24 protein-coding genes, 1 tRNA gene, 1 rRNA gene and 2 riboswitches are annotated in these 25434 nt (G+C 43.1%); of the genes, 8 read left to right on the forward strand and 18 right to left on the reverse strand.

Annotated features, from left to right (window positions below; translation table 11 throughout):
• Nucleotides 1-76, reverse strand: a 16S ribosomal RNA gene (locus AC07VD_RS00005); the annotation flags it as partial.
• Between the two features lie 465 nt (nt 77-541).
• A riboswitch (TPP riboswitch) is annotated at nt 542-643 on the forward strand.
• Between the two features lie 99 nt (nt 644-742).
• Here AC07VD_RS00005 and thiT point away from each other — a divergent pair.
• Complete coding sequence (gene thiT, locus AC07VD_RS00010) at nt 743-1321, forward strand: energy-coupled thiamine transporter ThiT (RefSeq protein WP_003228966.1); 579 nt, start codon at nt 743-745, stop codon at nt 1319-1321.
• Between the two features lie 41 nt (nt 1322-1362).
• On the opposite strand, the gene AC07VD_RS00015 is transcribed toward thiT, so the two are convergent.
• The 3 genes from AC07VD_RS00015 to AC07VD_RS00025 are packed head-to-tail and all read right to left on the reverse strand — an operon-like array spanning nt 1363 to nt 3976.
• Nucleotides 1363-1884 (reverse strand): GNAT family N-acetyltransferase, encoded by a 522-nt coding sequence (locus AC07VD_RS00015; protein ID WP_015714591.1) that lies wholly within the window; start codon nt 1882-1884, stop codon nt 1363-1365.
• A 17-nt stretch (nt 1885-1901) separates the two neighbouring features.
• Nucleotides 1902-3431, reverse strand: coding sequence for a flotillin lipid rafts scaffold protein FloT (floT, locus tag AC07VD_RS00020; protein WP_014480656.1), 1530 nt, complete (start codon nt 3429-3431; stop codon nt 1902-1904).
• A 20-nt stretch (nt 3432-3451) separates the two neighbouring features.
• Complete coding sequence (locus AC07VD_RS00025; protein ID WP_326248677.1) at nt 3452-3976, reverse strand: NfeD family membrane protein; 525 nt, start codon at nt 3974-3976, stop codon at nt 3452-3454.
• Nucleotides 3977-4143: 167 nt separating this feature from the next.
• On the opposite strand from AC07VD_RS00025, the gene AC07VD_RS00030 reads away from it, so the two are divergent.
• Entirely contained in the window at nt 4144-4632 is a 489-nt protein-coding gene (locus AC07VD_RS00030; protein WP_003242867.1) for a DinB family protein, read from the forward strand.
• Between the two features lie 5 nt (nt 4633-4637).
• Here the strand turns inward: AC07VD_RS00030 and AC07VD_RS00035 are convergent, their stop codons facing one another.
• From AC07VD_RS00035 to betB, 3 genes are all read right to left on the reverse strand, one after another.
• A complete protein-coding gene (locus AC07VD_RS00035; RefSeq protein WP_326248676.1) occupies nt 4638-5216 on the reverse strand; it encodes an MOSC domain-containing protein in 579 nt (192 codons plus the stop codon).
• Nucleotides 5217-5303: 87 nt separating this feature from the next.
• Nucleotides 5304-6512, reverse strand: coding sequence for a choline dehydrogenase (gbsB, locus tag AC07VD_RS00040; RefSeq protein ID WP_003243227.1), 1209 nt, complete (start codon nt 6510-6512; stop codon nt 5304-5306).
• A 16-nt stretch (nt 6513-6528) separates the two neighbouring features.
• Entirely contained in the window at nt 6529-8001 is a 1473-nt protein-coding gene (betB, locus tag AC07VD_RS00045; protein WP_494721626.1) for a betaine-aldehyde dehydrogenase, read from the reverse strand.
• A 198-nt stretch (nt 8002-8199) separates the two neighbouring features.
• Between betB and gbsR the strand changes: the two genes are divergently transcribed.
• The 4 genes from gbsR (at nt 8200) to ktrB (ending at nt 11865) form a co-directional block, all read left to right on the forward strand.
• Nucleotides 8200-8742, forward strand: a complete 543-nt coding sequence (gene gbsR / locus AC07VD_RS00050; RefSeq protein ID WP_494721625.1) for a transcriptional regulator GbsR — start codon at nt 8200-8202, stop codon at nt 8740-8742.
• Nucleotides 8743-8939: 197 nt separating this feature from the next.
• The gene (bslA, locus tag AC07VD_RS00055) at nt 8940-9485 is read left to right on the forward strand and encodes a biofilm surface layer hydrophobin BslA (RefSeq protein ID WP_003243556.1); all 546 of its coding nucleotides are present in this window, start codon (nt 8940-8942) and stop codon (nt 9483-9485) included.
• A 145-nt stretch (nt 9486-9630) separates the two neighbouring features.
• Nucleotides 9631-9779: riboswitch (cyclic di-AMP (ydaO/yuaA leader) on the forward strand.
• 73 nt (nt 9780-9852) lie between these two features.
• Nucleotides 9853-10521 carry a potassium uptake protein KtrA gene (gene ktrA, locus AC07VD_RS00060; RefSeq protein ID WP_003228942.1) on the forward strand — a complete coding sequence of 223 codons (669 nt, stop codon included), beginning with the start codon at nt 9853-9855 and terminating at the stop codon, nt 10519-10521.
• A gap of 6 nt (nt 10522-10527) precedes the next feature.
• Complete coding sequence (gene ktrB / locus AC07VD_RS00065) at nt 10528-11865, forward strand: Ktr system potassium transporter KtrB (protein WP_494721624.1); 1338 nt, start codon at nt 10528-10530, stop codon at nt 11863-11865.
• Between the two features lie 36 nt (nt 11866-11901).
• Here the strand turns inward: ktrB and AC07VD_RS00070 are convergent, their stop codons facing one another.
• The 3 genes from AC07VD_RS00070 to AC07VD_RS00080 form a co-directional block, all read right to left on the reverse strand.
• Nucleotides 11902-12165: a YiaA/YiaB family inner membrane protein gene (locus AC07VD_RS00070; RefSeq protein ID WP_003222348.1), complete on the reverse strand. Its 264-nt coding sequence runs from the start codon at nt 12163-12165 to the stop codon at nt 11902-11904.
• A 108-nt stretch (nt 12166-12273) separates the two neighbouring features.
• Nucleotides 12274-13122, reverse strand: coding sequence for an exo-glucosaminidase LytG (gene lytG / locus AC07VD_RS00075; RefSeq protein WP_031315317.1), 849 nt, complete (start codon nt 13120-13122; stop codon nt 12274-12276).
• 160 nt (nt 13123-13282) lie between these two features.
• Nucleotides 13283-14818 (reverse strand): MFS transporter, encoded by a 1536-nt coding sequence (locus AC07VD_RS00080; RefSeq protein ID WP_124058959.1) that lies wholly within the window; start codon nt 14816-14818, stop codon nt 13283-13285.
• A gap of 518 nt (nt 14819-15336) precedes the next feature.
• On the opposite strand from AC07VD_RS00080, the gene cdoA reads away from it, so the two are divergent.
• Nucleotides 15337-15822 (forward strand): cysteine dioxygenase, encoded by a 486-nt coding sequence (cdoA, locus tag AC07VD_RS00085; RefSeq protein ID WP_024571879.1) that lies wholly within the window; start codon nt 15337-15339, stop codon nt 15820-15822.
• A 106-nt stretch (nt 15823-15928) separates the two neighbouring features.
• Here cdoA and AC07VD_RS00090 read toward each other — a convergent pair.
• The 3 genes from AC07VD_RS00090 to AC07VD_RS00100 all read right to left on the reverse strand — a co-directional run bounded on the left by AC07VD_RS00090 (nt 15929) and on the right by AC07VD_RS00100 (nt 18197).
• A tRNA-Ala gene (locus AC07VD_RS00090) sits at nt 15929-16001 on the reverse strand.
• 106 nt (nt 16002-16107) lie between these two features.
• Nucleotides 16108-16938 (reverse strand): undecaprenyl-diphosphate phosphatase, encoded by an 831-nt coding sequence (locus tag AC07VD_RS00095; protein WP_014477785.1) that lies wholly within the window; start codon nt 16936-16938, stop codon nt 16108-16110.
• Between the two features lie 92 nt (nt 16939-17030).
• Complete coding sequence (locus AC07VD_RS00100) at nt 17031-18197, reverse strand: AI-2E family transporter (RefSeq protein WP_024571881.1); 1167 nt, start codon at nt 18195-18197, stop codon at nt 17031-17033.
• 181 nt (nt 18198-18378) lie between these two features.
• On the opposite strand from AC07VD_RS00100, the gene iolU reads away from it, so the two are divergent.
• Nucleotides 18379-19365 carry a scyllo-inositol 2-dehydrogenase gene (gene iolU / locus AC07VD_RS00105; protein ID WP_134154305.1) on the forward strand — a complete coding sequence of 329 codons (987 nt, stop codon included), beginning with the start codon at nt 18379-18381 and terminating at the stop codon, nt 19363-19365.
• 40 nt (nt 19366-19405) lie between these two features.
• On the opposite strand, the gene rhaA is transcribed toward iolU, so the two are convergent.
• The 5 genes from rhaA to AC07VD_RS00130 are packed head-to-tail and all read right to left on the reverse strand — an operon-like array spanning nt 19406 to nt 25403.
• On the reverse strand, nt 19406-20680 hold the full coding sequence (rhaA, locus tag AC07VD_RS00110) for an L-rhamnose isomerase (protein ID WP_494721623.1): 1275 nt from the start codon (nt 20678-20680) through the stop codon (nt 19406-19408).
• 25 nt (nt 20681-20705) lie between these two features.
• Complete coding sequence (rhaM, locus tag AC07VD_RS00115; RefSeq protein ID WP_014480666.1) at nt 20706-21020, reverse strand: L-rhamnose mutarotase; 315 nt, start codon at nt 21018-21020, stop codon at nt 20706-20708.
• Between the two features lie 17 nt (nt 21021-21037).
• Nucleotides 21038-22495, reverse strand: coding sequence for a rhamnulokinase (rhaB, locus tag AC07VD_RS00120; RefSeq protein ID WP_129092672.1), 1458 nt, complete (start codon nt 22493-22495; stop codon nt 21038-21040).
• Nucleotides 22496-22499: 4 nt separating this feature from the next.
• Entirely contained in the window at nt 22500-23276 is a 777-nt protein-coding gene (rhaR, locus tag AC07VD_RS00125; protein ID WP_029318508.1) for a rhamnose catabolism operon transcriptional regulator RhaR, read from the reverse strand.
• A 57-nt stretch (nt 23277-23333) separates the two neighbouring features.
• Nucleotides 23334-25403 carry a bifunctional aldolase/short-chain dehydrogenase gene (locus AC07VD_RS00130; RefSeq protein WP_494721622.1) on the reverse strand — a complete coding sequence of 690 codons (2070 nt, stop codon included), beginning with the start codon at nt 25401-25403 and terminating at the stop codon, nt 23334-23336.
• Nucleotides 25404-25434 lie beyond the last annotated feature (31 nt).

Consider the following 25434-nt stretch of genomic DNA (forward strand, 5'->3'; position numbering starts at 1 on the left):
CATCTGTCCGCTCGACTTGCATGTATTAGGCACGCCGCCAGCGTTCGTCCTGAGCCAGGATCAAACTCTCCGATAAATGGATCACAGGTTAAGTTCACCGCATCCTGCGGCGACACCTGTGTAACCTGCGTCGTGCAGGCCCTAGTTTGACTGACTACGCACATCGCTGTGCGATTTTTTAAAACTGAATTAACAGGTACGTTTTGTCTTGTTTAGTTTTCAAAGATCATTTCGTTACTTCTCAATGAAGCAGCTTTACTAATATAACATTCAGCTTCTTTTTTGTCAATAACTTTTTCAAGTTGTTTTGAAGCATCTAGTTTGTGTCCGCTGTGCATCAGCGACGTTTAATAATATAACACCTGTATTTATTTATTGCAATAGTTTTTTTAAAAAAATCTATAAAACAAATAAACTATAATCCTCGCCATGATTTCTAAAGCGTGTGTATCATATAACTTTCTTAAAAGAACATATACATCAGTCATGTGATCTTGTTGTTTTTTTCGTTTTCTTGTATAGTAGAAACGAACTAAATACTGATGACCACAAGGGGAGCATTAAAGCTGAGAGTGAGCGGTTTCGTTCTGACCCTTTGAACCTGTTAGTTAACGCTGGCGTAGGGATGTGGCAAAGTCAAATGAATTGCAGATCGTAAAGCAGTGCGTGGAACTTTTCTCATCCTTCCGCGTGCTGCTTTTTTGTTGTCCTTTTGGTTGTCTGTCAATGGAAGGAGATAGATATGAATCAATCTAAGCAACTGGTTCGCCTTATTGAAATTGCCATTATGACAGCGGCAGCCGTTATTTTAGACATTGTCTCAGGAATGTTTCTTAGCATGCCTCAAGGAGGCTCGGTCTCCATCATGATGATTCCGATCTTTTTAATTTCGTTTCGCTGGGGTGTCAAAGCAGGTCTTACTACAGGTTTGTTGACAGGTCTAGTACAAATAGCAATCGGAAACTTGTTTGCTCAACATCCTGTACAGCTATTGTTAGATTACATTGTCGCTTTCGCAGCAATCGGCATAAGCGGCTGTTTCGCTTCTTCAGTCCGTAAAGCCGCTGTATCAAAAACAAAAGGGAAATTGATTGTTTCAGTGGTCAGCGCAGTTTTTATCGGCAGTTTGCTGCGCTATGCCGCGCATGTCATTTCAGGAGCTGTGTTTTTCGGCAGCTTTGCTCCAAAAGGAACACCGGTATGGATTTATTCTTTAACTTATAATGCGACTTACATGGTTCCTTCATTCATTATTTGTGCAATTGTCCTATGTTTATTATTTATGACAGCACCCCGTTTGCTTAAAAGTGACAAAGCGTAAAAATAACAATCCCCCAGCGAATTCCGCTGGGGGATTTTTCGTTATCTGTTAAGAAGCGTTTTTAAAGCTGAAAGATCCGGCCAGCCAAGACCTACTTCTTTCAGCCTTACTCCGGCAATTTCAAAGTTGTCCTCCGCTACTCTTTCAGGTGAATAGGCCTGATAAAATATAATCGAGGGATTCTGCTCAATAACCCAAACAAACATACTTGAAAAACCATGTTGAAGCAAAAACTCCGCTCCTTTTGCTAAGAGCGCCCTGCCTGCACCTTGCCGCTGGCGCTCTTCCAGAAGATAAATAGCGTATAACTCGCCGTCATAGCCTTCTTGTTCAGAGCGAATAGGTCCAAATGAAGCAAAGCCGAATACTGAACCCATTTCGTCCTGAGCAACAAATACTCCCTTTAACGAGCGACTTTTCCATTTGTCTTCAAATTCCTTATAGTTCAGGCTGTTTAAATAATCAATCGGGATAGTTTCGTGGTATGTTGTCCTCCAGCTGTCTACATGCACTTTTGCAATGCCCTTTATATCCTCTAACTTCGCTTCACGTACAGTTACCATACGGTTCTGTCCTTTCCTTACTCTGATTTTTGGACCGTTTTGGCTTCTTTGATTTCATTTGTTAATTCATTGATGCTTTGTTTTACGTTTCCTTTTCCTGAAAAGTTCTCAAGCATTTCTTTTACATCGATTCCCGAGGATGCTTTTAAACTTTCTTGCAGACTTGACATTAAGTTCGTCGCATAGCTGGTTACTTTGTTTGCTCCGCTTGATTCACCGCTTCCTCCTGTATCGACAACGGTGATTTTATCAATATTTGAAAGAGGTGCGGCTGCTTGTTTCGCGTATTCCGGAAGCATTTTGACAATCATATCGAAAATCGCCGCCTGCCCGTACTGTTCAAAGGCAGCCGCAATTTTCTCTTTTGCTTCCGCTTCTGCAAGACCTTTCAGGCGGATAACCTCTGCCTCTGTCTCTCCTTTCGCTTTTTCTGCTTCTGCTTTTGCTAGCCCGTCAATTCTTACTTTTTCCGCCTCAGCCTTTGCCATTGCTTCAATACTGTACTTCTTGGCATCGGCTTCCGCGAGCTGTTTGGCTTTCTCAGCTGCTGCGGACTGCTCAACAGAATAACGGTCTGCATCGGCTTTTTTCTTTACCTCTGAGTCGTATTGACGTTCACGGCGAAGAATTTCTTTTTCTTCTAGCTCTATTTGTTTTTGGCGTTCGATAATTTTAACCTGCATTTCCTGCTCTGTGACTTGCTGGCGCGCTCTGGCAGTCTCTAAATCATATGCTTGGTCGGCATTCGCTTTTGCCGTATCTTGTTCTCTGCGGAATTCAGCCATTTTGAGCTGATTGAGTTTTTCAGCTTCAGCGATTTCCGTCGCCCGTTCAAGTTCTGATTTTTTTGCGTCTTTATCGGCTTCTGCCCGCTTAATTCGGGTTTCTTTATCAGCCTCTGCTGTTGCGATATCAGCATCGCGTTTTACTTGGGCAATTCTCGGTTTCCCTAATGATTCAAGATAACCGTTTTTATCACGAACATCTTTAATGGTAAACGAGACGATTACAAGCCCCATTTTCGCGAGATCCTGTGAAGCGACACGCTGCACCTCTTGAGAGAATTTTTCTCTGTTTTTATAGATTTCTTCTACTGTCATTGAGCCGAGAATGGAACGAAGGTGGCCTTCTAAAACCTCCCGCGCTTCCTGCTCACGGTCGTCTTTTGATTTCCCTAAAAATTGTTCGGCCGCTGTAGCGATTTCTCCTATAGAACCGCCGATTTTAATAATCGCAGTTCCATCGGCCATTACTGGCACTCCTTGTTCTGTATAGACTTCAGGTGTCGAAACATCGAGTTTGCTTGATAATAAGCTTAGCGGCTCTGCCTGCTGGAAGACGGGAAGGACAAAGGTTCCTCCGCCGCGGACGATTTTAATACGGTTGCCGCCTTCATCGACATGAACATTTTTATTGCCCAGATAGCTCCCTGTTACAATTAACGCTTCATCAGGCCCTGCTGTACGATACTTCGTAATAAACACAGCTATTAGTGCAATTAATAAAAAGAATACAACTCCGATGATCATTATAATCGGCATTGTCATATCAAATTCCTCCTTGTATGTTAAATGGGTTCATGCGGAGTAACCGAAAGAACTCCGTTGTTAATATCTACGACTAACACCGTTTTCCCGTAACTGATCTGCTGATTATCAAAACTGACTGCTGACTTTGAAATGGTGCCGCCTATCCCTTCTATGACCACTTCACCAAACCCGTCAACCGGAACAGCTGTAATCACTTTACCGAGTCTTCCTCTGAGATCATCTTCTCTATATGCCAATGATTCTTCTGCAGATGATAATGGCACCAGTACAAAAATGTGAAGCAATACCACCAGCATGATTGAAAGGATGCAAGATAAAAGCGCAATCAGCAAGCTTGACAGAGGCAATACGAGTTCACCTATATATCCGCCCGCTGAAAAACATGTGAAAAATGAGAGCACTAATGTCGGATTAAGAAACGGAATGCCTTCTGGCAGCCCTGCAAATACATCTCCGAAAAACAGGAATAACAGCGTAAGGCTGCCCGCAATAATAAGCGTATAAAGATACATTGTTTGTATAGGTACTCCAAATAACTCCAATTTCCTCATCCTTTCTTCATCAATGCATTGATGAACGGCTGCCGTTACCATTTATACGAGACACCACGGGAAAAGTTTCAAAATTTTAAGACAAATAACCCATTTGAAGTGCTTTATAAATGATAATTGCTTATATATATGGTAATGTCATTTTAGGAGGAGATATGATGAGTATCTTTAATGAAGCCAGATTAGAAACGTGGAACGAATTGAAAGGACTTTCTGACGAAAAGCTGAATCAAAAGCCTTCTGCTGAAGAATGGAGCATACGGGAAGTTCTTGACCATTTGAAAAAAATCGATATGACCGCACAAAAAATGTTGAAGGAACGTGTAAAGGACGCTCCGATTAAAGAAATTGAAGAAAAACCGCTTGAAGTAGCACAGGACAGAAATAATAAACGGAAAGCCCCGAGTCATCTTGAGCCTGCGCATGATTTTATTTCAGGCAGCCAAATGAAACGTGAGCTTGATGTGGTAAGAGAGCAGCTGACTGCTGCGATTGCCTCTCTGAAAGAAGAAGATTTTGAAAGAGTGCTTCCGCATCCTGTGTTTCAAGAGCTGACTGTCAGACAGTGGATCGATTTTATCGGCCATCATGAAAAACGGCACCTCAGCCAAATGAAAGAAATTAAAGAAAAGATAGAAAGGGCCTGATTTAATCAGACCCTTTCTGCTTTTCGTTTAACTTTTCGCTGATAGGAATGAACTTCTATTTCATCACCTGTGTAAACAGCACCAGGTCTCTCCACAATACAGACAATCCCTCTAATGCCCAGTGCGTGGCGGACGAAAGCCGGCGCCAGCTTCGGTTGGTCCGGATAATAAGACTGAATGACTTCTCCCGGCTGGATACACGGATCATTTTCGCCCTCACACAGCAGAGCCGCTCCGCTCGGAAAAATAATCCGGCTTCCTTCTTTTAATGAAGTAAGATCTGGCATACCGCTGACTGCCACATTCGCCCCGAGCCATTCCGGCAAAATCCTCGGCACTCCCATTTTTAAAGCGATTTCGTTGCATTCCTCTATTGAAACAATTGAAATTTGTCTGCGGTTGAAAATTTCAGTCCCTCTTGAAAACATTGGTTCTCTGGCTCCCGCTTTTTTGGTCAGGCCAAAATGCAAGTCGCCGGGGATGCCGCCATAATCAATATCAAGCTTGTCCATTTGCTTTGTTACGAAGCTTTCTGTATCTGCGATATATAAGCCTTCCGCTTTTGCAGTCATACGCTTCCACATCAGCTGGCACCTTCCTTCTTATCTAAAATTTCCACCTATGCTTCATTATCCCAAAAAATCCCGCTCTGTAAAGGAGCGGGATTTTGATTATACCGTTTTAGGCGTAAGGTTAAAGCAGCGTTTGTAGATCCAGTTGTATGCTTTTTCATTTAAATCTCTAGGGTTTCCGAAGGTTTGCGGATCTTTCATTGCTTCTTTAGACAAGCGTTCGATCATATCAGGTGATACTCCCTGCTCTTCTAAAGTCGGCACTTCTAAATCTTCGACCAGATCATACATCCAATTGACAGATGCTTTCGCAGCTTCTTCTGTTGTCATCTTGCTTGTATCAATACCGAACGCTTTCGCAATACGCGCAAACTTCTCAGGATAGCCCTTCCAGTTGTATTCCATGACAGGGCCCATCATCGCCGCTACACATTGGCCGTGAGCGACTGGGATAATACCGCCAAGCGTTTGGCTCATCGCATGAGCAGCGCCCGCTGATTCACTTCCGTAAGAAAGACCGGCAAGCATCGCAGCCTGCGCCATTCCGTACCTTGCTTCCAGATCCTCTCCATCAGCAAATGCCCTCTTGATGTAATGAGCGGCATACTCAATCGCCATTAAGGCAACCGCATCCGTGATTGGCTGTGCAAATTTCATTGTATAGCACTCAATGGCATGGGCGAGCGCATCAATTCCCGTCATAGCTGTTACATGCGGAGGCATTGAAACATGAAGCTCAGGATCAATGATTGTCAAGTGCGCTGCAATCAGCGGACCGCCCGTGTTGAATTTGAATTCTCTTTCTTCATCTGTGATAACCGCCCATTGGGTTACTTCTGATCCTGTTCCAGCTGTAGTGGGAATTGTCGTCAGCGGAGGAATGCGGTTTTCCAGCGGTTTTTTCCCATCTGCCGCTTCATAATCAAGCACGCTTCCTTCGTGAGTCGCTTCTACTCCGATTGCTTTTGCTGTATCCATGGAGCTTCCGCCTCCGACTGCCACCAAACCATTACAGTTCTCTTTTTTGTAAAGCTCAGATCCTTCATTCACCAGACGGACAGGCGGGTTTGGCTCAACTTTATTAAAGAGCACCACTTCAATGCCTGCTTCTTTAAGTGATTCGATTACGGGATCAGCAACACCGGCTTTATAAATCCCAGGGTCTGTGACAAGGAGCGCTTTTGAAACGCCCAGTGCAGCTACTTCCTCACCCGTATGCTTGATGGCTCCGATTCCATGCTTAATCACAGTCGGAATTTCAAATGTGTGGAATTTCTGCATGCTTTCTACCTTCATGTTTAATGTCATCATCAATCTCCCCCTCTTATGAATTGAACCAGTTAACCGCTGCCGGTTTTGTATTACGGTATACATGTTTGACTTCTGTGTATTCTTCAAGGCCTATTTTTCCAAGCTCGCGTCCGAACCCGGATTGCTTATATCCGCCCCATGGCGCTTGTGCAAAGTACGGATGAAAATCGTTGATCCAAACGGTTCCCATTCTCAAGCGGGCTGCTACCCGTTCGCACTTTTCAATATCTTTTGACCATACCGCTCCAGCCAAGCCATAGATGGTATCATTCGCAAGCTCGATTACCTCTTCTTCAGAGCTGAAGGTTTCGACTGTCAATACAGGACCGAAAACCTCTTCCTGAATGATTCTCATGTCAGAATTACAGTTTGAGAAAATAGTAGGCTCATAGAAAAAGCCGTTTTGAAGCGCAGGATCTTCCGGGCGTTTGCCTCCTGTCTCCAGCTTCGCGCCTTCCTCTAATCCGATCTCTACATATTTTTCTACCTTTGCCCTGTGCTCCGCCGAAATAAGCGGACCGCTTTCTGTCTCAGCATGAAAACCGTTTCCGAGTTTTATGCGTTTTGCCCGTTTGACCAGCTCCGCCAAAAATTGATCATGAATGGCGTCCTCAACAAGCAAGCGGGAACCTGCAGAGCATACTTGGCCGGCGTGGAAAAATACAGCGTTTAAGGCCTGATCAACCGCAACTTCTAAATCCGCGTCCTTGAAAACAATATTTGGGTTTTTCCCGCCAAGTTCAAGGGCGATTTTTTTGACGTTTCCGCTTGCCGCCCGCATGATTTTTTTGCCTGTTTCAATTCCGCCCGTAAACGAAATCAAATCGACGTCTTTGTTTACGGCAAGCTCGTCGCCCACTGTGGCTCCCGGTCCAAGAACAAGATTTGCGACACCTTTTGGAACACCGGCTTCTTCCATCAGCTTAAAGACTTTGATTGTCGTCAGCGGCGTAATCTCACTCGGCTTCATGACGATTGTGTTTCCTGCAGCCAGTGCAGGGGCGATTTTCCAGCTCGCTTGAAGGAGCGGATAATTCCATGGAGTGATCTGGCCGCAAACCCCGATTGGCTCCCTAATAATTTTGCTTTCTGAATCAGGAATCGGAGATGAAATGATCTCTCCGCCATCTTTGTCTGCCAAGCCGGCGTAATATTGAAAAACATTGGCGATATCGTCCATATCGGCCTTGCTTTCTTCGAGTGTTTTTCCTGTATCAAGAGATTCAAGCTCAGCCAGCTCCTCAAGATCGCGTCTGATTAATTCCGCAATTTTCAGAACAATTTTCCCACGTTCAAGCCCGGATAGCGATGACCATTCTCCTTTGTCAAATGCTCTGCGCGCGGCTGCGATTGCTTTGATGGCATCCTCTCGCCCTCCCTCGCTTACAGTTGCAATTTCTTCTTGATTAAATGGATTGATAATACTGCGGATCTGTTCTTTTTCGGCACTGATCCATTCTCCGTCAATGAATAATGTTTGACTCATATAAGCCTCCTTGACGTAAATAAAGTTTGTTAAATAAAAATTTAATGTTTTTAACAACCTTAATCTAACATATGGTTTTTAAACTGTCAAAGTCCCATTTTGATTTTTCTTTTTGACTTTTTCTCATGTTTCGTTAAGATAAAGAACATAAAGAAATAACTTAACGAATTTAATTTTCTAAAGGAAAAGAGGGTCAGTATGGATGAAAATCCAGAATTTGCAGCTATAGAACAGGCTCGGGATCTTGTTGTTGACTCCATTGCTGAAACGATGGATCTTTACGGAATTACCCGCAGTGTCGGGATTTTATATGGGACGATGTATATGAGGGATGAGATGACGCTTGACGAAATGCGTGAGGAGTTGCAAATGAGCAAACCAAGCATGAGCACAGGCGTCAAAAAGCTTCAAGACTTAAATGTAGTGAAAAAAACATTTCACCGGGGCATCCGTAAGCATACATTTGTGGCTGAGAAGGATTTCTTTAAATTTTTCACAAATTTCTTTCCACCTAAATGGGAGCGGGAGGTTCAAGTGAATGTAGCAGCGATCGAGGAAGCTCAAGCTGATTTACAAAAGGTTTTATGCAAGGAAGATCTCGATGAGGATATCAAAAATGAAGCACTGCAGTTATATGATCAGCTGGAAAGCTCTAAAGCTTACTATGACTGGCTGAAACGGCTTGCTGAATCGGTGCAGACCGGAGAAATTTTTAAATTTATACCGATCGAAACAAAGTAAAGCAGAAAACGCCTGGGAAAGCAGGCGTTTTTTTGATGTAACTACTACAAATTTGAAAAATACGGGAAAAACACCCCATTTACTTCCAAAATATTTGATGGTAATTTTATGTAGGTAAAATTTGTATTTGGCCTTTCAGAGGAGGTGAAAAGCGGGCAGGCCTGTTTAATTTATCATTTTTTAGGGGGAATTTTGTTATGAAACGCAAATTATTATCTTCTTTGGCAATTAGTGCATTAAGTCTCGGGTTACTCGTTTCTGCACCTACAGCTTCTTTCGCGGCTGAATCTACATCAACTAAAGCTCATACTGAATCTACTATGAGAACACAGTCTACAGCTTCATTGTTCGCAACAATCACTGGCGCCAGCAAAACGGAATGGTCTTTCTCAGATATCGAATTGACTTACCGTCCAAACACGCTTCTCAGCCTTGGCGTTATGGAGTTTACATTGCCAAGCGGATTTACTGCAAACACGAAAGACACATTGAACGGAAATGCCTTGCGTACAACACAGATCCTCAATAACGGGAAAACAGTAAGAGTTCCTTTGGCACTTGATTTGTTAGGAGCTGGCGAATTCAAATTAAAACTGAATAACAAAACACTTCCTGCCGCTGGTACATATACTTTCCGTGCAGAGAATAAATCATTAAGCATCGGAAATAAATTTTACGCAGAAGCCAGCATTGACGTGGCTAAGCGCAGCACTCCTCCGACTCAGCCTTGCGGTTGCAACTAATGTAAAAGACCGGTTAACGCCGGTCTTTTTTTGTGTTTTACCCTCCCCTTTTTCTCTAATCCCCGTTATCTTTTTTCTGGTTTAAAATTTAAATTGACAAACACTAGAAACAGGAGTAAATTCTTGAGTGTTCAATTTCATACAGTCTCTTTTACCGCTTAATCAAACACGAACGGGGGAACCAACGATTGGCTGTTTTATTAACAGCCTTGGGGTGAATCTTACTAAGTAAGAGGGGGTACTCTGAATCCCTAATCCGACAGCTAACCTCGTAGGCGTATACAGAGAGGAGGTCTATTATTTGGCCATTCTTTGCAATGGTCTTTTTTGCTTCAGAAACGTTAATTCACTAAGGGAGATATGAACATTGGGAAGAATTAAAAATAAGCAATTTGCCGTGATCGGTCTGGGCCGGTTTGGCGGCAGCATTTGTAAAGAACTTCATAGAATGGGGCATGAGGTCCTTGCGGTTGATATCAACGAAGAAAAGGTCAATGCATATGCTTCTTACGCCACTCATGCGGTAATTGCCAACGCCACCGAAGAAAACGAATTGCTTTCATTAGGAATACGCAATTTTGAATATGTGATTGTTGCCATCGGAGCAAATATTCAAGCGAGTACGCTGACCACCCTATTATTAAAGGAGCTTGATATTCCAAATATTTGGGTAAAGGCTCAAAACTATTATCATCACAAGGTGCTTGAAAAAATCGGCGCTGACCGCATTATTCATCCTGAAAAAGATATGGGGGTTAAAATCGCACAAAGCCTTTCAGACGAAAATGTTTTGAATTACATTGATCTATCTGATGAATACAGTATTGTCGAGCTGCTGGCTACGCGCAAGCTTGATTCAAAATCGATTATTGACCTGAATGTAAGAGCAAAGTACGGCTGCACGATCCTGGCCATTAAACATCATGGAGATATCTGTCTTTCCCCCGCGCCTGAAGACATCATTCACGAGCAAGATTGCCTGGTGATCATGGGCCACAAAAAGGATATTAAACGTTTTGAAAACGAAGGGATGTAGACAAAGGTGACACTTCAAAAGGATAAAGTGATCAAATGGGTTCGGTTTACACCGCCTCAAGTGCTTGCCATTGGTTTTTTCCTTACCATTATCATCGGGGCTGTCCTATTAATGCTTCCGATTTCCACTACGAAGCCATTGTCATGGATAGATGCTCTTTTTACTGCGGCTTCCGCTACAACTGTTACAGGGCTTGCTGTTGTCGATACCGGTACTCAATTTACGGTATTCGGGCAAACAGTTATTATGGGGCTGATTCAGATTGGCGGGCTTGGATTTATGACATTTGCGGTCTTGATCGTCATGATATTAGGAAAAAAAATCGGCTTAAAAGAACGAATGCTCGTCCAGGAAGCCTTAAACCAGCCGACAATCGGCGGTGTCATTGGCCTTGTCAAAGTCCTGTTTCTGTTTTCAATCAGTATTGAATTGATAGCAGCACTCATTTTATCCATCCGGCTTGTACCTCAGTACGGCTGGTCATCCGGCTTGTTTGCAAGTTTGTTTCACGCAATATCTGCTTTTAACAATGCCGGGTTTTCGTTGTGGCCTGATAATTTGATGAGCTACGTTGGCGATCCTACAGTAAACCTCGTGATTACTTTCTTATTTATTACAGGAGGGATCGGATTTACGGTTCTGTTTGATGTGATGAAAAATCGGCGTTTTAAAGCTTTTTCTTTACATACAAAGCTCATGCTTACAGGAACGCTGATGTTGAATGCGATTGCTATGCTTGCGATCTTTATTTTAGAATACAGCAACCCTGGCACGCTCGGCCACCTGCATATAGTGGATAAACTGTGGGCGTCCTATTTTCAGGCAGTGACGCCGAGAACCGCAGGCTTCAATTCTCTAGATTTTGGAAGCATGAGAGAAGGAACAATTGTATTTACTTTATTATTGATGTTTATCGGAGCAGGAAGCGCATCAACGGCGAGCGGCATTAAGCTGACTACGTTCATCGTGATTTTAACATCTGTTATTGCTTACTTGAAAGGTAAAAAAGAAACGGTTATTTTCCGCCGTTCCATCAAATATCCGATTATCATTAAAGCTTTAGCTGTGAGCGTCACCAGTTTGTTCATCGTATTTTTAGGGATTTTTGCCCTGACGATCACAGAACAAGCGCCATTTCTTCAAATTGTGTTTGAAACCTTTTCCGCATTCGGAACTGTCGGCCTTACGATGGGGCTTACTCCTGAACTGACAACAGCTGGCAAGTGTATCATTATTGTCATCATGTTTATCGGAAGAATTGGTCCTTTAACGTTCGTGTTTTCATTCGCAAAAACAGAGCAATCAAATATCCGTTACCCTGATGGCGAAGTGTTTACAGGGTGATATCAAAAAAATCCGGCGTGCAGTCGCCGGATTTTTTTATGATTCGATATGAGATTGATTTTGTCTTTTTTCCTGTTCCGCGATGATTTCGTTATCCTCCGCATTATCACGGGTCACTTTTTGTGTAAGAATCGCACCAACTGCTACAAGTATCATAACAGCGATGTAATAACCTTTTTCATTGAGTTCCAGGTTATCAGCATTATAGAGTCCGATACTAAACAAAAATACTCCCGCAAAAAAAGTAAAATAAGCTAATACTGTAAAGGCAACCGTGTTTCTGCGTCTATATTTCTGCACCTTTGTTCCCTCCCGAAAGCATAGTTAAAAAGTGATAACTTCCGTGGAATATTATACCTCAAATTCCCCGTAATGGAACAAAGAATTAAAAATACCAGTAAAAAGGGCTTAGGTTGCCTCCTTTATTTCAACAGCTGAATCATCAATCCAGCCGATAAGTTTATCATTGATTTGGAATTGGTACCATACAGACTGGCCTTTCTGTTTTCTAGACACAACCTTTATGTCTTTGCCGACATAAGATTGGGCAGAGGTAAGCCTTATGGACCGATCATCAGTAGAGGGCTTGGACCATACGTCTTGAACGGCACTGTCTTTAATAGAGGCGTTTAAATCCACAGACTTGAGGGATGGATTTACCTCATCGTACTCATCTAAATCGTATTTTTCCACAATAGCGCTGATTTTGTCAGCATAGTCAGGATCTGTAGCATATCCTGATGTTTGCAGGGCGGTTGCCGCTTCCTTATAATTCCCTGCCTCAAGCACCGGTTTATACTTCTTTTTATTCCACGATGTGCCACGGACGAACAATTGGGCGTGATCATCCATAGATTCAAAAAATGTGCTGTATTTTCGAAACTTCGCGCGAATGGTTTTTCTTTTCCCTTTTTCAACTTCGTCCGTTTCCATCGTGACATGATGGCCTTTATAATTCCCTTTTACGCCAAAAAGGTTGTTGGCCTTAGCAGCCAGTTCACTGTTCCCCCAGTCCGATTCGAGAATGGCCTGAGCAATTGTGATGCTGGGGAGAACATGGTATTTTTCATACAAAATTTGGGCATGTCCGGACAGACTGTCTATAAATACTTGCTGTTCATCGATTTCTTCAGTTTCTTTGGATGTTTCAATCGGTTTTGATAAAGTTGTCGCTAAAACAAACAGAGCTAGCGGAATCGATACAATGAAAAATAGTGAAATCAAGAGTTTACGTTTTTTAAGTTTTTTACGGGCCATGAAAACCTTCCTTCGAATTAAAAGATTACGAATGTAAAAGAATCTACCTTTTAGAATTTTACTTGCACTTCTAATATTTTTCAATTCTTTAGGGATAAAGTTGGGAAAAGATTGCAAAATAAAAACCTTTTCGCTCAATGAAAAGGTTTTTACCATGTTTCTATTTTTGTAAATTTCTGAGTGCATTACGATATTCCGTATCATTTATTACTTTATATGATTTGACAGTTGCCTTCGACAAACCTTCTGCTGAAACGGCCGGTTTTTCCGGAGCTGTTTTCGCTTTATCATGTGGTTTATGTGCCAGCTTGTGCCCCATTCCAGTGGCATTCATACAAAATGACAGGCAGACGAGCAGCACGCTAAGGATAAAAGAAATGAAGAAGAGATCATGATAAGCAGTCATCATAGAATCCTGTACCGAACCGCTTTGTCTGGCAGCATCTTTTTTCGTGAAAAAGCCGATGAGAATAGGAACTCCCATATAGACAAACAATCTTAAAAACTGAACAGCTGTCATTCTCTTGACCAAATCAGGCAGCGGGCCTCCCATGGCAGCTCCCATCAGCCCTGCGGCGACTGTCAGGCCTGTTCCCGCTGCAAGCATGATAAACAGTGCCGCGAACATATAAAGAGATGATCGATCCTGCATATGCAGCCATTGAAAATTCACAAAGACGAGAATGAGTCCGCCGATAATACCGAGCATCCCTGGTCCGACTTTATCATAAAACAGAGCGCTCAAAATGGCCGCGATCGCCACTCCGATTAAAAGAGTCAAGTTTAAAAGAATGAGATGCTCCTGAGAAATATCATACATTTGACGGAGCAAGCCTTGAAAAGCAGACAGGCTGACAGCTACCGTTATCGTCCCTGCAGCTATGATCAATAAGCCAAGCACCGGTTTTGGCAGCAGCATCAGTTTAATAGATATGAATGGGTTTTTCACTTTATATTCCACAATCAATAGACCAATGAGCAAACATAACGTCACCCCGAAACCAATCCATACATAACCCGATGACAGCCCCCATTTTTGCAGAAAAATGAATGAAACCGCTGAGGCTGCGGCAAGGAAAACAGATAAAAGAATTCCCGCACGATCAAGCGGCTGTTCTTGATCCGCCGCTCCGTGATGTTCGTCATGGAGAAAGAAATAGCTCACCGCGACACCGATCAGGGACAAGGTGCCAAAGATGAAAAACAGCCATCTCCAATGCCCGCAGCTTGTTGCAATGGTTCCGAGGATTGTGCCGATGATAACAGAACCATAGAATCCCCCGATCAGCACAAACAGTGCATAGTTCCTGCGTTCAATCGGGAATGACAGTACAAGCATTGGAATCATAATCATCAGCATGATGCCTGTTGCCGCCCCCTGTAAAAAGCGCCCTGCCGCCATCCATGCAATATCGCCTGAACATGCGATGAGCAGTGAGCCTAGTATAAAAACAGGTAATGAAGCCAGATAGACGGGACGCGCACCGAATTTTTTCCTCAGAAGCGGTCCTGTCGGAACTAATAAGGCAAAGGCCATATTGCCGATCAATATCGGATTTACTGATGTGAAGACACTTGTTCCAACCGCTTTCTGAACAAGGCCTTGAACTGACGACAATGCCGTGTTAGACATCAATCCCGGCCCGACCGCTAAGACGGCGAGCAAAGAAATCACCCAATAGTGTTTTGTCTTCATGTTGTCATTCCTTCCTATATGAATACATGCGAAACACATCATTTTTTGAAAACAAAAGAAGCTAATAGATTTTGCATACCATTAGCTTTCATTCTAATATTATCCCTTTCAGGGGAAATGATATTATTTTATTATAATTATGTGAATGAATGAGCATATAATCAAATATTATTTCAAATCGATTGTGTTTTGTCAATGGAGTAAATTTCAAGCACAACATAGAAAGCTTGAAAGCTTTTCCCCGATATTGTGTTTTGGAGCCAAGGGGCCTAGAACTGCACTTATGGAGCCCTGCTCGTTCCCTCAAGCGAATTAAAGCAGGCCGTTTTAATCCTTTCAATCCACTATTCCAACTAATAAACTCGAATAAGTTGGTGATAAGACAACATTTTGGCCGCACATTTTTTTGTGTTCACTGGGCGTTTGCCGCCTCTAAATTGTATATGGGTAAATACCATGAATTAACCTATGAAATACCAATGTAAGGAAATTCTAAATATTCCGGGAGGCAAAAACGAATGGAACTGTATGAGTGTATCCAAGACATTTTTAGCGGCTTGAAAAATCCATCGGTTAAAGATTTAGCAACGTCTTTAAAACAAATTCCAAACGCAGCAAAATTGAGTCAACCGTATATTAAGGAACCAGACCAGTACGCTTACGGCCGAAATGCCATCTATCGAAATAATGAATTAGAAATTATCGTGATTAACATTCCGCCAAACAAGGAGACAACAGTACACGATCATGGTCAATCCATTGGTTGTGCAATGGTGTTAGAAGGAAAGCTTCTTAATTCTATTTATCGTTCAACCGGCGAACACGCAGAACTCTCCAATTCATACTTTGTCCACGAAGGAGAATGCCTTATTTCAACCAAAGGTTTAATTCACAAAATGTCCAATCCAACATCCGAACGAATGGTGTCTCTTCATGTCTACTCCCCTCCTTTGGAAGACATGACGGTCTTTGAGGAACAAAAGGAGGTATTGGAAAATTCATGATTGACAGATAAACTGCTCACTTTGACTTCGCTCAACTGGAGGATTCAGAGAATGAAACCTTTTCCTCAAAACAAAAAAACCCTTATAGAATAAGGGTTTAAAGGTATGGAGCCAAGGGGGCTCGAACCCCTGACCTCTACGCTGCCAGCGTAGCGCTCTCCCAGCTGAGCTATGGCCCCGTATGTAACGTCATGTTTATTATAGATGATTTTATTTTGAAAAACAAGCTGTTTCCTCTTGAATTGACAGAAAAAATAAGGCTCGTAAAAGAGCCTTATTTTCGACTTACATCATGATCAAAAGTAAAATCACACCGAGAATAATTCGATAGATTGCAAATGGGACAAGTTTGATTTTGTTAATCAGCCTTAAGAAGAAACGGACGACAAACAGTGCGACAACAAAGGCACAGATAAAGCCGACGATGAAAAATGGCATCAGATCCGAGCTTAAGCTGTCCCAATGCTTCACGAGGCTTAGAAAGCTGGCTCCCATCATGATCGGCATCGCCATAATAAACGTAAAGTCGGCTGCAGCTCGGTGGTTTAATCCGAGAATAACACCGCCGGAAATGGTTGAACCCGAACGCGAGAAACCCGGCCAAAGGGCAAGACATTGGAATAAGCCGACGGCTATCGCCTGTTTATAGGAAATGCGGTCAAGTGTGTCTGTCGCTGTTTTCCGCTTATTGACCCAGTCAGCAAAAAGCATGAGGATTGCCCCGGCAATTAAACCGATGGCCACAGTTTTAACGGAAAATAAATATTCATCAATGTAATCTTCAAACAAAAAGCCGAGAACAGCTGCAGGCACGAGTCCGACGGCAATTTGGGCAATGCTTAATTTATGTCCCTGCTCCTGGTCGCTTGTGATATTTTTTTTCAAGCCGAGTAAGTTTAAAATTCGGTCTTTAAACACGATAGCTACTGCTAAAATGGAGCCTAGCTGAATAACCACCTTGAATGAGTTAGCAGCTTCTTCTGACATCAGATTACTTGATTTAAGCCAGATGTCGTCTACTATAATCATATGTCCTGTCGAAGAAACCGGCGCGTACTCTGTTAATCCTTCTACGATTCCTAAAATGGCGGCTACAAACAATTCCCATAGAGTCATGATTTTGATTCTCCCCATTAGACATTTATTTTTTTACATAACGGGAGCTTTCCATAAATGGAAAGCCCGTCTTATATAACTATAAACGAAAATCACACTTTATGACCCGGCGTATTTTCATTTTTTTCTTCGTCGTATAAATGTGACCGCATTTTAAACCAGTCAAATAAATGTGTCGTAATGACTTTAGCAACTGCATAGCCCGGAATGGCAAGAATGATTCCAACAACGCCAAACAGTTTGCCAGCTGTTAACAGCAGAAAAATAATTGTGATAGGGTGGATGTGAAGGTTTTTTCCCATAATTTGCGGAGAGATCAGCTTCCCTTCAATCAGCTGAACAATGGTCCAAACGATCACCAATTTAAGCAGCATAAGCGGCGATGTCACTATGGCAATGATAATCGCAGGCGTAATGGCAATCGTTGGCCCTAAATATGGAACGATGCTAGTACAAGCCGCAATGACGGCTAGCAATGAAGCATAATCCAGCCCGATAATCAAATAACCGATAAACAGCAAAAACCCGATACAGAAGCTGACAATGATCTGGCCTCTGATATAAGAGCTTAACCGATGATTCATTTCGCTTAAGACTGTGTATGTCTGTTCTTTCAATTGCGTCGGAACAAACTTCAGTATGTAGACCGGCAATTTTTTTCCGTCCTTTAACAAATAGAAAAGGATAAACGGAACCGTAACGATTGAAATGATAATCTCAGTCAGGGCGCCGATAAAATTCCCAACGCCGGTAAAGGTACTGTTCACAATTGTCGCTGCCTGATCTGAAACCTTTGTTGCGAGATCAGATATATTGATGTTCGTCGTTTGCTGGGCCTGATTGACGAAGTTGCTGCCGATCAGCTGTTTCGTCTGATTTTCAACGATATCCACATATCTTGGGATGTTGTCGATTAAACTCATAATTTGTTCTTTTAAGAAGGGAATGATCGACACGATTGTGATCGTGATCAGCCCGATAATCAATAGATACAACAGTAAAATAGAATAGATTCTTCTTATTCTTCTTCTCTCAAGGAAATCGACGACCGGGTTTAACAGATAAAAAACAATGCCTGTCAAAATAATCGGAAGTGATATCGTTTTGAGCAAAACAATAATCGGGGTGAAAATAAATGATGTTTTTGTAAATACTAGAATATTTAAACCAATCAGCAGCAGCACAAGCAAAAATAAAACAAACTTATTGTCCAAGAAGAATCGCTTGAATCTGCCGCTCCATGTTTGCAACGTCTCCACTATCGTTCCTCCGTCATACATAGTTTAATTAAATTGTACACTATCGTCCCTATAATGAAAAATAAAAACCGTTAATTGCTGGAAAAGCTTTCACGGTTTTAACATTCTATTTATATCTATCATGTGATTTTGTTCTTTTTAAGCTATAATTTAGCTATATCATACAAAAGGAGCGATACGAGTGATACGTTTTGCAATAATAGGAACCAACTGGATTACAGACCGCTTTCTTGAGTCAGCAGCGGATATCGAAGATTTTCAGCTGACTGCTGTTTATTCAAGATCGGCTGAACGCGCTGGCGAGTTTGCTGCTAAACACAACGCTGCGCATGCCTTCTCAGACCTTCAGGAAATGGCGGCGAGCGATTGCTTTGATGCCGTATACATAGCCAGCCCGAACGCTCTTCACAAGGAACAAGCCGTTCTCTTTATGAACCATGGCAAGCATGTGCTTTGTGAGAAGCCGTTTGCTTCGAATACAAAAGAAACAGAAGAGATGATCTCAGCGGCTAAGGCAAACGGCGTTGTTCTCATGGAAGCAATGAAGACCACTTTCCTGCCGAATTTCAAAGAGCTGAAAAAACACCTGCATAAAATCGGCACTGTCCGCAGATTTACCGCAAGCTACTGCCAGTATTCCTCACGATATGACGCGTTCAGAAGCGGAACTGTTTTGAATGCGTTTCAGCCTGAGCTTTCCAATGGGTCATTAATGGATATTGGCGTCTATTGTATTTATCCGGCTGTTGTGTTGTTTGGCGCGCCGAAGGATGTAAAAGCAAACGGATATGTTTTATCTTCCGGAGTGGATGGAGAGGGAACTGTCATTCTGTCTTACGACGGGTTCGAAGCTGTTCTGATGCATTCCAAAATCTCTACTTCCTATGCCCCGGCGGAAATCCAGGGTGAAGACGGGACGATTGTAATCGATACGATTCACCGGCCTGAACGTGTTGAAATCCGCTACCGGGACGGCCGCCTTGAAAACATTGCGATTCCTGATCCTAAACCGGCGATGTTCTATGAAGCAGAAGAATTTGTCACGCTCATAAAAGAGAATAAGCTGGAATCTGAAGAAAATACATTTGAACGGTCTTTGACCACTGCAAAAATTATGGAAGAAGCAAGAAAGCAAATGGGAATTATATACCCTGCTGATCAAGCTTAAAAAAATCCGCACGCGTGCAAATGCCGCGGCGGATTTTTTATTAGGCAATCGGAGAAGATGCCTTCCTTTTTAAAAGCACCTGTTGCTCATATTCTTTGATGTCATGAAGCCATGCCTCTTTTACCGGAACGCCCATTTGCTCACAGTAGGAATCCCAGATGGCTCCGAAAGGATATGTTTTGAATTCCTCCATCAGGGCCAGCCTTTCTGTATAGCGGCCCTCTTCCTGCAATTGTTTTAAATAGCCGTTCGGGAGAAGCAAGGCATACAATAAAGCTTTGATCATATTTCTCGTTCCGATGGTCCAGGCGGCTACACGGTTAATGCTGGCATCGAAAAAATCCAGACCGATGGCGACCTTCTCAAGAGCCTGATTTCGTACAATTTCAAGAGCGATTTCTCTCAATTCATCATCCAAAACCACTACATGGTCGCTATCCCAACGAACAAGCCGAGATACGTGCAAGGCAAGCTTGTCTGTGTAAAGCAGCATGGACGAGATCTTGTTTGATACTGTCTCAGTCGGATGGAAATGGCCTGTATCAAGTAAACAAAGCTTATGATTCGTCAAAGCATAAGCTAAATAAAATTCATGAGATCCGACAACATATGATTCGGAGCCAAGCCCGAACAGCTTGCTCTCGATTGAATCAAGATTGTGTTGTTCACTGATCTCCTCTGCGAAGATCCGATCCAGTGATTCTTTTAGTCTTTTACGCGGTGTCAGCCTATCACTCGGGATATCCTTATAGCCGTCGGGAATCCAAATATTCGTCAAGCAAGGTGTTCCCAATTCTTTCCCGAAGTATTCCCCGATACGGCGGCAAGCGATGCAATGCCTGATCCAAAATTCTCTGATGTCCGGATCAGGGTGTGAAAGGGTGAGTCCGTCAGCCGCTTTCTCATGCGAAAACAAGGTCGGATTAAAATCTAAACCGAGACCAAGGTTTTTTGCCCATTTCACCCAGTTTTCAAAATGCTGCGGCTTCAATTCGTCACGTTCTACCGCTTCCCTGTTTGTTTCTGCGTATATCGCATGCAGGTTTACGCGGTGCTTTCCAGGAATGAGAGAAAGAGCCTTCTCCAAATCTCTTCTTAATTCTTCAGGAGTTTGCGCTTTTCCGGGATAATTGCCGGTCACGTCAATTCCGCCTGAAAGCTCGCCCTTATTTACTTCAAAGCCTCCAATGTCGTCACCCTGCCAGCAGTGGATCGAAATGGGCACTTGCTCTAATTGCCGAAGCGCCTCTTCAACATCAATTCCCCATTTTTCATATGCCTGTTTTGCACTGTCATAATTGGCTTTTATGGTCATACGGCTCTCTCCCTTTATCAGTTTTTCAATCCAAATAAAAAACTTCCTTTAGATCTATCGAAACAGGACTGAAATCCGAATTTGTTTTCATTAATGGCGCCATCGATTTCCACCATCTTCGGCAAACTTCCGTGTCCGCCATCTTTCTCCATTTCTCTTCATCCTCTATTTCTAAATATGCAAAAAGCCTGCCTGTTTCCTCGTCTAGAAAAATGGAATAATGGTGTGCTCCATGAGCTTTGAGTGCTTCTGCCATCTCAGGCCAAATGTCATCATGCCGCTGTTTGTATTCTTCGTACTTGTCTTGATGGACAAACATGATACTGGCTTTTCTTTTCAAACCTTTTCACCTCTTCATCATTTAGATAGCGCTTTCAAAACAGTTTGCTGAAATGACTGAATGATCGTGCTTCTGTCAATGTCTTTAGGTGTAAACACTTTGATCGGAAAGGAATTTCTGACGACTTGCCGGGCTTCTTTTATGTCTTTGACTTCTTTGGCAGCAATCATTTGCATCAAAAGATTTCCGGTGGCAGTTGCCTCTATCGGCCCTGCATATACCGCTTTTCCACTCATGTCTGCCGTTAATTGATTTAAGAAATCATTCCGGGCTCCGCCGCCGATGATATGAAATTGCTCGATCGGTTTTTCTGTGATTGTTTCGAGCTCTTTGATGGCTATCGCATAGATGATGGCTAAATTGCTGTAGATGCAGCAGGCAAGTTCGCCTGCAGTGCGAGGAGTCTTTTGGCGGGTTTGTCTGCAATAATGTTGTATTTCCTTTATCATGTTTTCTGGATTCAGGAAACGTTTATCATTTAAGTTTATAAATTGCTGGAATGGTTCTGTTTTTTCGGCTTCTTCTGCAAGCTGCTGGAAAGAGTAATCTGCTTGTAACTGTTGTCTGACTTCTTGTATCACCCACATGCCGATAATGTTTTTGAGAAAGCGAATGGTGTTGTTTGCGCCGCGTTCATTTGTATAGTTGTTTTCTAAAGCAAGATCAGTTATTATCGGTGTTTTGTTTTCAACCCCGATTAACGACCATGTTCCGCTGCTGATATACGCCCAGCCATCATTTATTCCTGGCGCTGCAATGACGGCCGAGGCCGTATCATGTGTTGCGACTGTCATCACCTTGCACGCCGGGAGATCATAATCCGGGAACCACTCATTTCTTAGCTTCCCGAGTTCACACCCCGGTTCAGTCAGCGGGGCAAATTGCTGTTCCTGAACGGACACGGCTTCAAGCAATTCAGGATCAAGATTTCCCGTTGAGGCGTTTAAAAGCTGTGTTGTGGACGCATTTGTGATTTCCGTTACAGCTTTTCCGGTTAAACAATAGCCTAAATAATCAGGAATCATCATAATTTTGTCTGTCTTTATTAGCAGCTCACGGTCTTCCTCATACAATTGATAGATCGTGTTGAAAGGCTGAAATTGTATTCCTGTTTTTTGATAAATTGCGGCTTTTGAGAGGGTATGTTCCAGTTTGTCTATTGTGTGATCTGTTCTTCTATCACGGTAGGAGATTGCTTCCCGCAACCGATCGCCTTTTTCGTCCAGTAAGACATAATCAACTGCCCATGTATCAATGCCTACGGTGCAGTGTTCATACCCAAGCGTCTTTACTTTTTGCAGTCCTTGCAGGATTTGTTTTAGCAAATGATCAATATCCCAAAAGCAATGCCCGTCTCTTTGACTGAAACCGTTAGCGAACCTGTGAATCTCTTGTATGTCAAGCTTCCCTTCATTCAGTTCACCTACCATGATTCTCCCGCTTGATGCGCCTATATCAATGGCAGTATAAATCATCCTTTCACCCTCTCTTCGAAAGAGGAACAGCTGTCACCTTCACCTTTTTGTCCTCAAGAGCTTTTACCGATGCCGGATCAAGTCCAGAATCCGTAATAAGGCGGCTGACATCTTGCAGCGAGGCAATATGTGAAAACTCGCGGTTCCCCCATTTGCTTGAATCGGCCATCAAAATGGTCTGGTCCGACCTTTCGATCATCCGTTTTTTGAGCAGCGCCTGCCACTCATTTGAATCACTCATCCCGTTGTGTACGTCAAATCCCTTACATGACAGAAAGGTTTTATTGACATGATAGGTCTCAAGTGAACGCTCTGCTAACGGGCCGGCAAACGATAATGATTTTTCCAGCAAAATGCCGCCTGTTGAAATGACTGATATGTTTTCTTTATTGCTGAGTTCAATAGCTGCTTTCATTGAGTTTGTAATCACGGTGAGCTCAATGTCAGGGAGTATTTTCGCCATGTACCAGGCAGTTGTGCTTGCATCGAGAATAATTCGGTCTCCGCTTTTTACATATTTGGCCGCTTCGTGAGCGATGGCTTTTTTTTCGATGACATTCGTGATTTCCCGTTCAGAAAAATGAATTTCTGATTCCTTCTGCTGAATACTGACCGCTCCTCCGTGGCTCCGGCTCAGTTTATGTTCTTTTTCAAGCTTTTCAAGATCACGCCGAATGGTTTCCTCTGTGACTGAAAATATGTCACTTAATTCGGAAACGCGGATGCTTGAACGCTTATTTACTATTTCCACTATTTTTTGCTGCCGTTCTGCTACTAGCATCGGTAACGCCCTTCCTCATATCGTAGTCCGTCTTATATTTTTTATCATAGCATATTTCTAACGCGTAAAAGCAGCAGGGACGCCGCCGTCTACCGTGATCATGCAGCCCGTTGTTTTTTCGGCTTTGGAAGAAGTTAAGAATGCAATGGCTTCGGCAATATCCTCCGGATAAATATTGACGAGCAATGCTGTCCGTTTCCGGTAATGTTCCTCCAGCTGATCTGGTTCAATCCCGTACGCCGCGGCTCGTTCCTCCCGCCAGCTTGAACCCCAGATTGCCGATCCTTGAAGAACTGCATCAGGCAAAACGGAGTTGACCCTAATGCCGAATTCTCCACCTTCTGCTGCGATGCATCTTGCTAAATGGGTTTCAAGCGCCTTAACAGAGCTGTAGGCAGAGGCGTTTTTGCCCGCATAAACCGAATTTTTCGATCCGACAAATACCATGCTTCCGCCTCTATTTTGGTGTTTCATCTGTTTAAACGCTTCACGGGCTACAAGGAAATAGCCTGTTCCTAAAACATTCATATTAAGATTCCATTCTTTTAGACTTGTTTCGTCAAATGGGCTTGATGTGGCCAGCCCGGCATTATTGACGACGATATCAATGCCGCCATAAGCAAGCGCCGCTCGTTCAAAAGCTGACTGTACGTCTTCCTCCTTTGTCACATCCATTTTGACAGCCATTGCCCGTCCTTCTCCGTATGCATCGTTTATTTCCCCGGCAATTTTCTGTGCGCCTTCTATATTCAGATCAGCTACGATCACGTGCCCTCCCTCAGCTGCAAATCGGCGGCATGCTGCACTGCCGATTCCGCCGGCTCCTCCAGTTATCAACGCTACTTTTCGGGAAAATTCTGCTTCCGGCGGGGCCAGCGTGAGTTTATATAGTTCGAGCGGCCAATATTCGACATGGTAGGATTCATTTTCATGTAAAGAAACAAATTGCCCCAGAGCGGTTGCTCCTTTCATCACGGCGATGGCCCTCCGATATAAAGCCCCGCTTACTTTAGACATGGCATAACTTTTTCCTGTATTCACCATTCCGATTCCAGGAATCAATATCACCCGCGGGGCGGATTCAAAGATTTGATCCCCATCCTGCTGATTGCGTGTAAAGTAAGCCTGATACTCTGATGTAAAGGTCTCGACTCCTGACTTGATCAGATCTGCAAGCTTGTGCACATCTTGAGTTTCCGGATTCCAATCAATGTACAGCGGAACCCGTTTTGTGTGAACAAGGTGATCCGGGCATGCCGCACCGATTTGCGAAAGTGCTGGCGCTTGGACACTGTTTACAAATTCCAAGACATCGTCATGATCATCATAGGAAAGGATCATTTTCTTTTCTTCACTTACTGCTCCTCTGATCACAGGCATGATGCCTGCCAAGATTTGTTTTCTTTTATCCTCCGGCAGCGGCTGATACCTTTTGCCTCCGAATACCTCATGCTGATTGATACGATCGTTAACATACTGCTCGGCTTCTTGAATGATGGATATCGTTTTTTGATAACATGTTTCAGACGTCTCTCCCCAAGTGACTAAGCCGTGTTTCTCCATTAATACAAGCTCGGCGTGGGGATTGTTTGCTACGCCTTCAGCGATCATTTTAGACAAAGTAAATCCAGGACGGACGTATGGCACCCATACAAATCGGTTTCCGTAAATGTCTTCAGCGATTTGTTTTCCATTATCTGCACAGCATATGCTGATAATCGCATCTGGATGGGTATGGTCAACATGTTTGTATGGCAGAAAAGCGTGTAATAGCGTTTCAATTGAAGGGCGGGGATGTTTGCTGTCTATCATACAATGAGACAGGTAGTCTACCATTTCTTCATCTGGCATTTGGTCCCTTTTAATCAGCGGGCGGATATCATCTAATTTCAAACCGGTAAAGTTATGCGTTTTCATTGTTGCCAAATCCGAACCGCTTCCTTTTACCCACATGACTTCTATTTCACGGCCTTTAAAATCCTTTTCCGCTGTTTTCATAGATGTATTCCCCCCGCCCCAGTTGCAGACAGTGCGGTCTGACCCGATCAGATTGGACCTGTACAACAATTCCTCTACACCTTTAGGCAGCTGTGCAGCTCGCTCTGAATCCCATATATGTTTCACCATATTTGATATTCCTCCATCCCCTTTTATTTGT

Source organism: Bacillus sp. GW821-FHT01G09, from assembly GCF_059422205.1.